Below are 14002 nucleotides of genomic sequence, written 5' to 3'. Positions count from 1 at the left end.
TAAGAGTTATGGAAAATGTCGCGTTAATTGAATCTTTTTCAGAATTCAAAGACGATAAGCTAATTGACAGAGTTACGTTAATGGCCATTTTAGAAGATGTGTTTAGAAGCGCCTTAAAAAAGAAATATGGCGATGATGATAATTTTGATATTATTGTAAATCCGGATAAAGGGGATTTAGAGATTTGGAGAAACAGAATTGTAGTGGCTGATGGTGAGGTTGAAGATGAAAACCAGGAAATTTCATTATCTGAAGCAAGAAAGATTGAGCCGGATTTTGAAGTAGGCGAAGACGTATCGGAAGAAGTAAGGTTAGTGGATTTAGGAAGACGAGCCATTTTAGCATTGCGCCAGAACCTTATTTCTAAAATTCATGAGCATGACAATACCATCATCTACAAGCAATTTAAAGATTTAGTAGGCGAGATTTATACGGCAGAGGTACACCATATTCGTCACCGCGCAGTTATTTTATTAGATGATGAAGGTAACGAAATTGTATTGCCAAAAGATAAACAGATCCCTTCGGATTTCTTTAGAAAAGGAGACAATGTAAGAGGTGTTATAGATACGGTAGAACTTAAAGGAGCTAAACCTACTATTTTGATGTCCAGAAGCTCTCCTGTATTTTTAGAGAAATTATTTGAACAGGAAATACCGGAAGTTTTTGATGGGTTGATTACCATTAAAAACGTGGTAAGGATCCCGGGAGAAAAAGCAAAAGTAGCTGTAGATTCTTATGATGACAGAATTGATCCGGTGGGAGCTTGTGTGGGTATGAAAGGGTCAAGAATTCACGGTATCGTTCGTGAATTAGGAAACGAAAATATTGATGTAATTAATTACACAAACAATTTACAATTATATATTACCAGGGCTTTAAGTCCGGCACGAGTGACATCCATTAAAATTGATGAAGAAAACAAACGTGCCGAGGTTATTTTAAAACCGGAAGAAGTAAGTAAAGCTATTGGTAGAGGAGGTCATAATATTCGTTTGGCAGGTCAATTAACCGGTTATGAAATTGATGTGTTTAGAGAAGGTGCTGAAGAAGATGTGGAATTAAGCGAATTCTCTGATGAAATAGAAGAGTGGATCATCCAGGAATTTAAAAAGGCCGGTTTAGATACCGCTAAAAGTGTGCTGGAGCAAGATGTAGACGATTTAGTGAAACGAACTGACCTTGAAGAAGAAACAATTAACGATGTTGTTAGGATTCTGAGAGAGGAGTTTGAAGAATAATGCCTGTTTGATGCTGATTTTAAACTAAAATGTACAAGCATATTAGCTTAAAATTATGGTTGAAGTGGTATATCACATATATTTGAGTATTTTAAAGGCAATTTATGGCTGAAACAATAAGATTAAATAAAGTATTACGCGAGCTTAATATCTCTTTAGATCGTGCCGTGGAATTTTTAGATTCCAAAGGTATTGAGATTGAGAAGCGCCCGACTACAAAAATTTCTGAAGAAGTTTATGCGATTCTTTCAGATGAGTTTGAAACGGATGCCAGTAAGAAAGTAGCGTCTAAAGAAGTTAGTGAAGCAAAGCAGAAAGAGAAAGATTTGTTGCGCGAGCAGCGCGAGCGTGAACTTGAAGCAAAACAACAGGAAACAGCCAAAAAGGAAGAAGTGGTTAAAGCCACCGGAACACTTTCCGGACCTAAAACAGTTGGCAAAATAGACCTTTCGCCTAAAAAGCAGGAAGTTAAAAAAGAGGAGCCGGCCAAAAAAGAGCCGGTAAAGGAAGAAAAACCGAAAGTAGAAAAACCTGCTCCTGCAGCTAAGGTTGAAAAAAAGCCGGTAGCTAAGAAAGAAGCGCCTGAAAAGAAAGCAGAGACGCCGGAAGAAGTGGTTATTCCGGAAGAGAAGGTTAAAACACAATACCAAAAACTTACAGGGCCTAAAATTGCCGGAGATAAAATTGACTTATCTAAGTTCAATAAGCCAAAGAAAAAGAAAGAAGAGAAAAAGCCCGAGGCCAAAGAGGGCGATGCAGCTAACAAAAAGAAACGTCGCAGGATCAGTAAAGTTGGCGGGCCACAGCCAGGAAACAATAACAGAGGAGGCAGAGGAAATGATCGTTTCAAAGGAAAGCAGGGTGGTGGAAGACGTAATATTGTTAAAGAGGAACCCAGCGAGGAAGATGTAAAGAAACAAGTAAGAGAAACTCTTGAGAAACTTCAGGGTAAATCTTCTAAAGGTAAAGGTGCTAAATATCGTAGAGAAAAAAGAGAGCAGCATAGAGACCAAACCGAGAAGAGTTTAGAACAGGCAGAAGCTGAAAGTAAAATACTAAAAGTAACAGAGTTTGTTACAGCCAGTGAAGTTGCTACCATGATGGATGTTGGCGTTACCGAAATCATCTCGGCTTGTATGTCCTTAGGAATGATGGTAACTATGAATCAGCGTTTAGATGCTGAAACCCTATCCATTGTTGCTGAAGAATTTGGTTACCAGGTAGAATTTGTTACTGCCGATATTGAAGAAGCTATTGAAGTTGTTGAAGATAAAGAAGAAGACTTAACACCCAGAGCGCCTATTGTAACTGTTATGGGTCACGTAGACCATGGTAAAACGTCGTTACTGGATTACATACGTAAAGAAAATGTAATTGCTGGTGAATCAGGAGGTATTACACAGCATATTGGTGCTTACGGTGTAGCGTTGGAAGACGGTCAGAAGATAGCTTTCTTAGATACACCGGGTCACGAAGCGTTTACCGCCATGCGTGCGCGTGGTGCCCAGGTAACAGATTTGGCTATTATTGTAATTGCGGCGGATGATGATATCATGCCTCAAACCAAAGAGGCTATTTCACATGCACAAGCGGCAGGGGTGCCTATCGTATTTGCAATTAATAAGATAGATAGACCCGAAGCAAATCCAGATAAGATTAAAGAAGGCTTAGCCAATATGAACTTATTGGTTGAAGATTGGGGCGGTAAAGTACAATCGCACGATATTTCTGCTAAAAACGGTACCGGAGTGAATGAGTTACTTGAAAAGGTATTATTAGAAGCAGAGTTACTGGAGTTAAAAGCTAATGCCAAGAAACCGGCTGTAGGAACTGTTGTGGAAGCATTCCTCGATAAAGGCCGTGGTTATGTGTCAACCATTTTAGTACAGGCGGGAACATTGAAAGTTGGTGATTACGTATTGGCAGGCCAGCACAGTGGTAAGGTGAAAGCCATGCATGATGAAAGAGGTAAAGATGTAAAAGAAGCCGGGCCTTCAACACCGGTATCAATTTTAGGTTTAGACGGTGCACCACAGGCAGGCGATAAGTTCAATGTGTTTGAAGATGAGCGTGAAGCAAAATCCATTGCGACAAAACGTGCGCAGTTACAACGTGAGCAATCCGTTAGGACACAACGTCATATTACACTTGATGAGATTGGAAGACGTATTGCATTAGGCGACTTTAAAGAGCTTAACATCATTCTTAAAGGGGATGTGGATGGTTCTGTTGAAGCCTTAACCGATTCGTTCCAAAAACTATCTACTGAAGAGATTCAGGTTAACATTTTACATAAAGGGGTTGGAGCCATTACCGAAAGTGATGTGTTATTAGCTTCGGCATCTGACGCTATTATTATTGGGTTTAATGTACGTCCAATGGGGAATGCACGTCAGATAGCAGATAAGGAAGAGATCGATATTAGAACATACTCAATTATTTATGACGCTATCAACGACTTAAAAGATGCCATGGAAGGGATGTTGTCGCCGGAGTTTAAAGAAGAAGTTACCGGTACAGCAGAGATCAGGCAAACGTTCAAGATCTCTAAAGTCGGAACCATTGCAGGTTGTATGGTTACTAACGGTAAGATATTCAGAAATTCCGGAGTAAGACTTATCAGGGAAGGTGTTGTAATATTTACAGGTGAATTGGCCACGTTGAAACGCTTTAAAGACGATGTTAAGGAGGTATCAAAAGGATACGATTGCGGTATGCAGGTGAAGAATTACAACGATATTAAAGAAGGTGATATTATTGAAGCCTTCCAGGAAGTAGCCGTTAAGAAAACGTTGAAGTAATTTACATTAAATTTTGTCACCTTGAACTTGCCTGTGCTGAACCTGTTTCAGTATTTCAAGGTCTCATAAAAGTATTAATTTTAATGTTCTGAGATACTGAAACGAGTTCAGTATGACAAAAAAAGTTATATAAAAAAAGCGAACCATTTGGTTCGCTTTTTTTATATCATCTTGAGTATTGGCTTCTAAATGAGATGTGGGAGATAATTAGATTTAAACAGGTTTTACATCAAATAGTTTTACACTTCCCTTAATCCCTCCTTTACTTCGACTAAGCTCAGCACAAGGTTAGGAGGGAAACTGTTGCTTAAAAAATATAGGGTATGAGTTTCCCCTCTAGAAAGCTACCGCGTACCACATCCTTAGTAGGCCGACGTAGAACTAAGTAGCTCACTTAACCTGCGTCATAGCTCCATGCCATGCGTTCCAATCATAAATTTCTCAATTTGCCAAAATAATTGAGATAAAACCCCTCTTTCTTCCGATTTTAAGAAAATCGAAATTCATTCTCCCCTTAAAATTTAAGGTGAGAGCTAAAGAAAGGGTGGTTTGAACCGCTAAGACAATAATACCGGAATAGCCGGCTCCTCCCTTATTTTTAAGGGAGGCGGATCCTGATGGAAATCGGGATTAGGAGGGTTAAATTAATCTAAATATACCCGTGGGCACAGCTAGTTCGAGTAAGAGGGGAGTAAGGGGTGTGTTTAAATTTATAAAATCAAAGGTAACTACCTTAGCTCTGTTGATGAGTTAACGGAAAATGGAAAGCTTTTTGGGAATAAGTGTAATCACCAGTTTTCATCACAGAATGCTCGCAAGACTGGCATCAGCGAAGTCTCTCTTTCTTCACCCATTCTTCTCCTTCTTCGGTTTAAAAATAAACGCACTTGGGAATTTTCGTTTAATTCTTTTTAAAGCTCTGTCGGCTTCCAGGCGCGTTCTGAAATTACCGGCCCAAATTTTAAAATTGGGCGATTCATATTCTATCCTGGAACGCCAATCGCTAAAAGTTTCGTGGAACTCTTTTTGAGCAGCATAAGCACCGGACCGGTTGCCGTTGTAAATTTGGATTTTATATCGGTCTGAACTGTTTTCGGTTTTATTAAGTTGTTTTTTTACGTTTAATAGCCTGGTAATGTCCTGGTCCTGATTGATGTCAACCTGCCCTTGTTGCCCAAAGCTATTTGCAGTAAACATCAATAAACAAAGGGTGGTTACGATTTTAAATTTTAAACTCAAATGTTCCATTTTTAATGATTTCTACAAATGTATACGATATTAACTAAACTATGGTTCTTTTTATTATTTAGAATCTCTCTAAATTAACAATTAACAACTCTCTAACATTTCTAAAATCGACTTTAAGTATTACTTTTGCGTGAGATTTTAGAAGTATGATATTTGTCATGTTTTAATGAAAAAATCATACCAAAGATTAGAAGTTAATTTAACCAATAATATGAAACAGGTGATTCACCGCAGATTAGGCGAAAACATTCTTCGTTTTGGCCTAGTTATTTTATTAGCGTTTACAACCTCGCTTTCCGCTCAAGACGGAGACCCAGCAAAAGGAAAATCATTATTTAATACCAATTGTGCCGCTTGTCATCACTTAGATAAGAAAATGACGGGGCCTGCGTTACGTCACGTTGAACAGCGTTTAGCTGATGATAAAGGACTTGACAGGGATTGGATCTATGCCTGGATTCGAAACAGTCCGGCGATGATTAAGTCTGGTGACGCTTATGCAAATGAGGTATTCAATGAATATGGTGGTGCAGCAATGACACCGTTCCCTCAGTTATCTGATGAAGATTTAAATAATATTTTGGCCTATACTGCTCAGGAAAAACCTGCTCCGGCAACTCCGGGGCCAGAGACTGCAGGTGGAGGTCAAGCAACTACTGCTTCAGGAGGTATTTCAAACGAACTTATCTTAGGTGCTTTAGCTATCCTATTCGTGTTGTTAGCTGCCGGTCTGTATTTGGTAAACAAAACATTACGCCGTTTTGCTGCTGCCCAGGATATAGATCTACCGGAAGTAACCGATAGAAAACCACTGTGGAAAGTGTTTGTAGAAAACCAATTCTTAATGTTGGTAACGGCTATCTTCTTCTTATTGGCCAGTGCTTATTTTGCGTTTGGTTATTTCATGCAGATTGGTATAGATCAGGGATATCAACCGGTACAGCCTATTCATTTCTCACATAAGATACATGCCGGAGATAATAGTATAGATTGTAAATACTGTCACTCTTCTGCTAGAGTTAGTAAAACCTCCGGTATTCCGTCATTAAACGTTTGTATGAACTGTCATAAGACAATTTCTGAAGTCGCTCCTGAGACTCAAGCTGAAGGTGTTGCAATTGGGCAAGATTACAACGCTGAGATTCAAGAGCTTTATGTTGCCGTTGGATGGAGCGATGCAGACCAAAGATATACAGGGGAGTCTAAACCGGTAAAATGGGTTAGAATTCACAACTTACCGGACTTCGTTTACTTTAACCACGCTCAGCACGTATCTGTTGGTGGTCAGGAGTGTCAAACCTGTCACGGACCTGTAGAGGAAATGGAAGTATTATATCAACATGCGCCATTAACCATGGGTTGGTGTGTTGAGTGTCACAGAACTACTAATGTGAATGTTGCCGATAACGCTTACTACGAGAAAATTCATGAAGAATTATCCAAGAAGTACGGTGTAGAGCAATTAACAGTTGCCGAAATGGGCGGACTGGAATGTGGTAAGTGTCATTATTAATAATTAAAGTAACGGTTTTAGTTTTTAGGGAAACCATTAACTAATAACCATCAACTAATAACTAGTAAAAATATGTCATCAAACAAGAAATACTGGAAAAGTGTTGAAGAGCTAAACGATAGTTCTATTGTTGAGACGCTAAAACAAAACGAGTTTGTAGAAGAAATTCCTGTAGATGAATTTTTAGGAGATAAAGATACATTAGAGACCAGTTCTACAACACGTCGCGATTTCTTAAAATATGTTGGGTTTAGTACAGCAGCAGCTTCATTGGCAGCTTGTGAAGGGCCGGTAAAAAAATCGATTCCTTACGTAGTACAACCTGAAGAAATTATTCCCGGTGTTGCCAATTATTACGCAACAACTATTGCTGATGGATTTGATTTCGCAAGTGTTTTAGTAAAAACTCGTGAAGGTCGTCCAATTAAAATTGAAAATAATGCTTTAGCAACTACGCATGGTAGTGCCAATGCCAGAGTGAATGCTTCGGTTTTAGGATTGTATGACAGTTTAAGAATTCAAAGTCCAAAGAAAGGTGGCGCATCTGCTTCCTGGGATGATTTAGATGCTGAAGTTGTTTCAGAATTAACTAAGGCAGCCGGTTCGGGTAAAGACATTGTGTTGTTAACACAAACATTTGCCAGTCCGTCAACAAGCAAGTTGATTTCAGAATTCAAAGAAAAATATGGTAATGTACGTCATGTAGTGTATGATGCAGTGTCTGAATCTGCCGCACTGGACGCTTATCAGGCTAAATACGGAGAGCGTGGACTAGCAAATTACGATTTCTCCAAAGCCATGACTGTTGTATCGGTGGGAGCTGATTTCTTAGGCGATTGGCAAGGTGGCGGATTTGATTCGGGATATGCCAAAAACAGAATTCCGGATCATGGAAAAATGTCACGTCATATTCAGTTTGAATCTAATATGTCGTTAACCGGTGCTAACGCTGATAAACGTGTGCCATTAACACCTGGTCAACAAAAATTGGCCTTAGCTAAACTACATAGCTTGGTAGTTGGAGGCGGTTACTCCGGAGGAAGCTTACCGGAAAACGTTGAAGATGCGGTTCAAAAAGCAGCGTCTCAACTTAAAAAAGCAGGAAGCAAAGGGGTTGTGGTTACAGGTATTCAGGACGTAAATGCGCAAACCGTTGCACTTGAGATCAACGAAGCTTTAGGAAGTAAAGCGTTTGATCCAAAGACACCTATAAAAACAAGACAGGGTAACGATAAAGATGTTGCTGCTTTAGTATCTGATCTGAAAGCTGGTAACATTGGTGTGCTTATTATGAGTGGTGTAAATCCTGTTTACACCTTACCAAATGCAGCTGATTTTGCTGAAGGTTTAAAGAATACATTCTCTGTGGCTTTCTCAATGAAAGCCGATGAGACATCGTCATTAGTAACATATATAGCTGCAGCGCCTCATTATTTAGAGTCCTGGGGTGATGTGGAAATCAAAAAAGGACACTATGCCTTAACACAGCCGGCTATTCGTCCGTTGTTCAGTACAAGACAATTCCAGGAAGCTTTATTAAAGTGGACCGAAAATGAGGAGTCTTACTTAGATTATATTAAAGATAGTTGGGGAACCGGTATTTTAAGTGGCGGGTCATTCAACAAAGCGTTACACGATGGTGTATTTGTTGGAACCATTGCTACGGAAACAGAAGATACCACAGCTGACAGCACTGAGGAAGCTGAGGCTCCTGCAGGAAACGCAGCCAGTACTTTAGCAGCATCTGTAAAATCTACTGATGGTTTAGAATTGACTTTATATACTAAAGTGGGTATGGGTGATGGTCAACAAGCCAATAACCCATGGTTGCAAGAATTCCCGGATCCTATTACAAGAGCGTCCTGGGATAACTATTTAACCGTTTCAAAAGCGGATGCTGAGGCTTTAGGTTTAATAAATGAGCATGAAGCTACAGGTGCCTTAAACGGTAGTTATGCTAATATAACTGTAAACGGAACGACCATTACAGCACCGGTGATCATTCAACCGGGGCAAGCAAAAGGGTCTGTAGGTTTGTCATTTGGTTATGGTAGAACCGCAGGTCTTAAAGAAGAATTGCAAACAGGGGTGAATGCCTTTGCATTATATAATAACTTTAACAATGTCCAAAGTGTTACTGTAGAAGCCGCTTCGGGAATGCACGAATTTGCTTGTGTGCAGTTACACAATACCCTGATGGGACGTGGTGACATTCTTAAAGAAACTACTTTAGAAGTATTTAATACGAAGGATAAAAAGTATTGGAATGCTATTCCAACGGTGTCGTTAAATCACGAGCCTGTTCCTGTTGATTCTCCGGAAGTAGATCTTTGGGATGAATTTGATCGTTCTATCGGACATCACTTTAACCTGTCTATCGATTTAAATGCCTGTACGGGATGTGGCGCTTGTGTGATTGCTTGTCATGCTGAAAATAACGTTCCTGTTGTAGGTAAGGAAGAAGTACGTAGATCACGTGATATGCATTGGTTACGTATCGATAGATATTATTCTTCTGAGGAATCTTTTGCAGGCGATAATGAAAAGAAAGAGAATATTGCAGGTTTAGGAAGTTCTTTAAGCGAATTCAACGAAATGGAATCTCCGGCTGATAATCCGCAGGTGTCTTTCCAACCGGTTATGTGTCAGCATTGTAACCATGCACCTTGTGAAACGGTTTGTCCGGTAGCGGCAACATCACATGGTCGTCAGGGGCAAAACCATATGGCTTATAACCGTTGTGTAGGTACCAGATATTGTGCAAACAACTGTCCTTATAAAGTACGTCGTTTCAACTGGTTCTTATATGCCAGCAATGATGAGTTCGATTATCATATGAATGATGATTTAGGACGTATGGTATTGAATCCGGATGTGGTGGTACGTTCTCGTGGTGTGATGGAAAAATGTTCTATGTGTATCCAGATGACACAGAAGACCATTTTAGATGCTAAACGTGACGGGCGCGCTGTTAAAGACGGTGAGCTTCAAACAGCATGTTCTGCAGCATGTAGCAGTGCCGCTATGACGTTTGGAGATATCAATGATAAGGAAAGTAAAGTTGCAAAACTTAAAGAAGATAACCGTATGTATCACTTGTTAGAGCACGTGGGAACAAAACCAAACGTGATGTATCAAACCAAAGTGAGAAATACAACAGAAGCATAAACTAAGTAAAAAGTTAAATGTTAAAAGTAGAACAACTTTAAACGTTTAAACAGATAAACATTTAAACAACAAAATATGGCGTCTCATTACGAAGCACCTATTAGAAGACCTTTAGTTACAGGAGATAAATCATACCACGACGTGACTGTGGATGTAGCAAAACCTGTAGAAGGAAAAGCAAATAAACAATGGTGGATTGTTTTTGGCATTTCATTGGCCGCTTTTCTTTGGGGAATTGGATGTATCATTTATACCATATCTACGGGTATTGGAACCTGGGGTTTAAATAAAACCGTAGGTTGGGCCTGGGATATCACCAACTTTGTTTGGTGGGTAGGTATTGGTCACGCAGGAACGCTTATTTCTGCAGTACTTTTATTATTCCGTCAAAAATGGAGAATGGCCATTAACCGTTCTGCAGAGGCCATGACTATTTTCTCGGTAGTTCAGGCCGGATTATTCCCTATCATTCACATGGGACGTCCATGGTTAGGGTATTGGGTATTACCAATTCCGAACCAATTCGGATCCCTTTGGGTGAACTTTAACTCACCATTACTTTGGGACGTATTCGCCATCTCAACCTATTTGTCGGTATCATTAGTATTCTGGTGGACAGGATTATTACCTGATTTCGCAATGATCAGAGATAGAGCGGTAAAACCTTTTCAAAAGAAGATATATTCATTATTGTCTTTCGGATGGTCCGGTAGAGCTAAAGATTGGCAACGTTTTGAGGAAGTGTCTTTGGTACTTGCCGGTTTGGCAACACCATTAGTACTTTCTGTACATACTATTGTATCGTTTGACTTCGCAACGTCGGTGATCCCGGGTTGGCATACCACCATTTTCCCGCCTTACTTCGTTGCCGGTGCGGTATTCTCAGGATTCGCCATGGTAAACACACTTCTTATCATCATGCGTAAAGTGTGTAACCTGGAGGATTATATCACGGTACAGCACATCGAGTTAATGAACATCATTATCATGATTACCGGTTCTATTGTAGGTGTAGCCTATATCACGGAGTTATTCATAGCTTGGTATTCCGGTGTGGAGTATGAGCAGTATGCCTTCTTAAACAGGGCCACAGGACCTTACTGGTGGGCCTATTGGGCGATGATGACCTGTAACGTATTCTCGCCGCAGTTTATGTGGTTCAAGAAATTAAGAACCAGTATCATGTTCTCGTTCTTTATCTCTATTGTAGTAAATATAGGGATGTGGTTTGAGCGTTTTGTAATCATCGTAACCTCGTTGCACAGGGATTACTTACCATCGTCATGGACCATGTTCTCGCCAACCTTTGTTGATATAGGAATATTTATAGGAACTATAGGATTCTTCTTTGTGTTATTCCTATTGTACTCAAGAACATTCCCTGTAATTGCACAGGCTGAGGTTAAGACCATTTTAAAATCTTCTGGAGAAAAGTATAAGAAACTAAGAGAAGCTGGTGAGAGTTTAGTAGGAGCAGGAGTAGATGCCAGAACTTCAGGAGCTAGTAATAAAGAAACAAAAAACGACAAGTAGCATATGGAAGCTTCAAAAGTAATTCACGCTATTTATAACGACGATGATGTGTTAATGTCTGCTGTTAAAAAAGTAAAGGCAGAAAAACATCATATAGAAGAAATATACACACCGTTTCCGGTGCACGGCCTGGACAAAGTTATGGGATTAGAGCCAACACGTATCGCTATTACAGCATTTATGTACGGTTTGGTTGGTTTAACTGTAGCTATTACCATGATGAATTTTATCATGATTAAAGACTGGCCTCAAGATATTGGTGGTAAACCAAGTTTTAGTTACCTGGAAAACATGCCGGCGTTCGTGCCAATTATGTTTGAGTTAACGGTATTTTTTGCAGCGCATTTAATGGTGATCACATTTTATTTACGCAGTAGAATGTGGCCATTTAAAAAAGCTGAAAACCCGGATCCAAGAACCACTGATGATCATTTTTTAATGGAAATAGCAGTTCATGGAAACGAAAGTGAGTTAGAGGGCTTGCTTAAAGAAACCGGTGCTGTAGAAATTAATTTAGTAGATAAAGAAGCGCATTAATAAATTATTATGAAGAGCTTAATTAAAATATTTGCAATAGCAATCGTTTTTATAGCGGTATCATGTAAAAAAGATACGGCTCCTAACTATCAATTCTTCCCGCAGATGTATGAATCTGAAGGCTATGAAACTTATGGTGAAGCGGCCTTCCCTAACGGTATTGAAGCTCAGTTACCGGTTGAAGGAACTATTTCCAGGGGACATATTCCTTTTGATATTGAAAATACCATTGAAGGGTATGAGTTGGCTAAAGCAACTTTAACAAGTCCGTTGGATTCTACTAAAGTGGATTTAGTACAGGGTAAAGAACTTTATGATATTTACTGTGGTATTTGTCATGGTACAAAAGGTGACGGACAAGGTAATTTGGTAAAACGCGAAAAGATACTTGGTATCCCAAGTTATGATGATGCCGGTAGAGCAATCACAGCAGGAAGTATTTATCACACTATTTATTACGGGAAAAACAGTATGGGATCTTATGCTAATCAGTTGGAAGAAGAAGAGCGTTGGCAGGTGGTTTCATACGTGTTAAAGTTAAAAGCAGATTTAGAAAAGTAAGAAGATAAGATTATATAGATATGTATACATTTTCAAAAAAATTAAAGACATTTTCTATCATTCTAATGATTTTAGGGTTGTTAGGTGTTGCATATGGTTTTATTAACGCAGGCAGCTATGATACTCCGGAAAAGGTAGAAGCGCTTTTAGCTGAAGAAGCGCATCATGGCGGACATGGAGATCATGGAAACGGGCATGCCGAAGAAGCTTCTCATGATACGCATGCAGAAGCATCACATGATGCTCACGGAGCACATGGCGATGAGGCACATGCCGGCGATGCACATGCAAAACACATTGAGCATGTTCAACATCAAATTCATAACAGACCCTGGGCAGCATTATATGTTGCGGCATTTTTCTTTATGATGATCGCTTTGGGAGTTTTAGCATTTTATGCCATTCAAATTGCTTCACAGGCAGGATGGTCTCCGGTACTTTTTAGAGTCATGGAAGGTATTACTGCTTATCTTTTACCTGGTGCAGTAATTGTTCTAATTATTGCCATTGCATCCGGAACAATCGGACATTACAATTTATTTATTTGGATGGATCCGGAAGTGGTAGAACATGATAAACTAATTAAAGGTAAATCAGGATTTTTGAATCTACCATGGTTTATAGTTAGAGGCGTAATATTTATTGCTGGATGGTCATTATACCGTCATTTTTCACGTAAATTCTCAATTGCCCAAGACACTGCCGAAGACAATAAAAACTTTAAAAAGTCATTCCGTATTGCAGCTGGATTTTTAGTGTTCTTTATTTATACGGAATCCATGATGTCCTGGGATTGGATCATGAGTGTAGATCCACACTGGTTCTCAACCTTATTTGGATGGTATGTATTTGCCAGTATGTTTGTAAGTGGAATTACAGTAATAGCTTTAATTTCATTATACCTGAAATCCAGAGGGTATTTGGATTTTGTAAATGAAAATCACTTGCATGATGTGGCTAAATACATGTTTGCATTTAGTATTTTCTGGACCTACTTATGGTTCTCACAGTTCATGCTTATCTGGTATTCGAATATACCGGAAGAGGTGACTTACTTTATAGCAAGATTCAACGATTATAAATTACCATTCTTAGGTATGGTAGTCTTAAACTTTGTGTTCCCGATTTTAATGTTAATGAATGCCGATTACAAACGTGTTCCATGGTTTGTGGTGATGACCGGATTAGTAATCCTTTTAGGGCATTACATTGATATCTTTAACATGATCATGCCGGCTACGGTTGGTGACAGATGGTCTGTGGGGATTCCTGAGATAAGCTCAATTTTATTATTCGCCGGCTTATTCATTTTTGTAGTGTTTACCGCTTTAACAAAAGCACCATTACTAGTTAAAAGATATCCTTTCAAAAAGGAAAGTGAAGAATTTCATTATTAATTA

Annotated in this window: 8 protein-coding genes and 1 pseudogene; 8 read left to right on the top strand and 1 reads right to left on the bottom strand. The window is 39.3% G+C overall.

Annotated features, from left to right (window positions below):
* The first annotated feature begins 8 nt into the window (after nucleotides 1-8).
* Nucleotides 9-1241 carry a transcription termination factor NusA gene (nusA, locus tag Q0983_RS09610; RefSeq protein WP_299551975.1) on the top strand — a complete coding sequence of 411 codons (1233 nt, stop codon included), beginning with the start codon at nucleotides 9-11 and terminating at the stop codon, nucleotides 1239-1241.
* Nucleotides 1242-1345: 104 nt separating this feature from the next.
* Nucleotides 1346-4042 (top strand): translation initiation factor IF-2, encoded by a 2697-nt coding sequence (gene infB, locus Q0983_RS09605; protein WP_299551972.1) that lies wholly within the window; start codon nucleotides 1346-1348, stop codon nucleotides 4040-4042.
* 846 nt (nucleotides 4043-4888) lie between these two features.
* Here infB and Q0983_RS09600 read toward each other — a convergent pair.
* On the bottom strand, nucleotides 4889-5290 hold the full coding sequence (locus Q0983_RS09600; protein WP_299551969.1) for an SPOR domain-containing protein: 402 nt from the start codon (nucleotides 5288-5290) through the stop codon (nucleotides 4889-4891).
* A 211-nt stretch (nucleotides 5291-5501) separates the two neighbouring features.
* Between Q0983_RS09600 and Q0983_RS09595 the strand changes: the two genes are divergently transcribed.
* The 6 genes and pseudogenes from Q0983_RS09595 to Q0983_RS09570 all read left to right on the top strand — a co-directional run bounded on the left by Q0983_RS09595 (nucleotide 5502) and on the right by Q0983_RS09570 (nucleotide 13999).
* On the top strand, nucleotides 5502-6803 hold the full coding sequence (locus Q0983_RS09595; protein WP_299552037.1) for a c-type cytochrome: 1302 nt from the start codon (nucleotides 5502-5504) through the stop codon (nucleotides 6801-6803).
* 72 nt (nucleotides 6804-6875) lie between these two features.
* Nucleotides 6876-9971 carry a TAT-variant-translocated molybdopterin oxidoreductase gene (locus Q0983_RS09590; RefSeq protein ID WP_299551966.1) on the top strand — a complete coding sequence of 1032 codons (3096 nt, stop codon included), beginning with the start codon at nucleotides 6876-6878 and terminating at the stop codon, nucleotides 9969-9971.
* A 75-nt stretch (nucleotides 9972-10046) separates the two neighbouring features.
* Nucleotides 10047-11438 (top strand): annotated as a pseudogene (gene nrfD / locus Q0983_RS09585) (NrfD/PsrC family molybdoenzyme membrane anchor subunit); the annotation flags it as partial.
* A 69-nt stretch (nucleotides 11439-11507) separates the two neighbouring features.
* Nucleotides 11508-12041, top strand: coding sequence for a DUF3341 domain-containing protein (locus Q0983_RS09580; RefSeq protein WP_299551963.1), 534 nt, complete (start codon nucleotides 11508-11510; stop codon nucleotides 12039-12041).
* A 9-nt stretch (nucleotides 12042-12050) separates the two neighbouring features.
* Nucleotides 12051-12602, top strand: coding sequence for a cytochrome c (locus Q0983_RS09575; protein WP_299551960.1), 552 nt, complete (start codon nucleotides 12051-12053; stop codon nucleotides 12600-12602).
* A 20-nt stretch (nucleotides 12603-12622) separates the two neighbouring features.
* Nucleotides 12623-13999, top strand: coding sequence for a quinol:cytochrome C oxidoreductase (locus tag Q0983_RS09570; RefSeq protein WP_299551957.1), 1377 nt, complete (start codon nucleotides 12623-12625; stop codon nucleotides 13997-13999).
* Nucleotides 14000-14002 lie beyond the last annotated feature (3 nt).

The organism is Seonamhaeicola sp. (assembly GCF_028281565.1).
Taxonomy (GTDB): Bacteria; Bacteroidota; Bacteroidia; order Flavobacteriales; family Flavobacteriaceae; genus Seonamhaeicola.
This window is presented reverse-complemented; position numbering and strand designations above follow the sequence as displayed.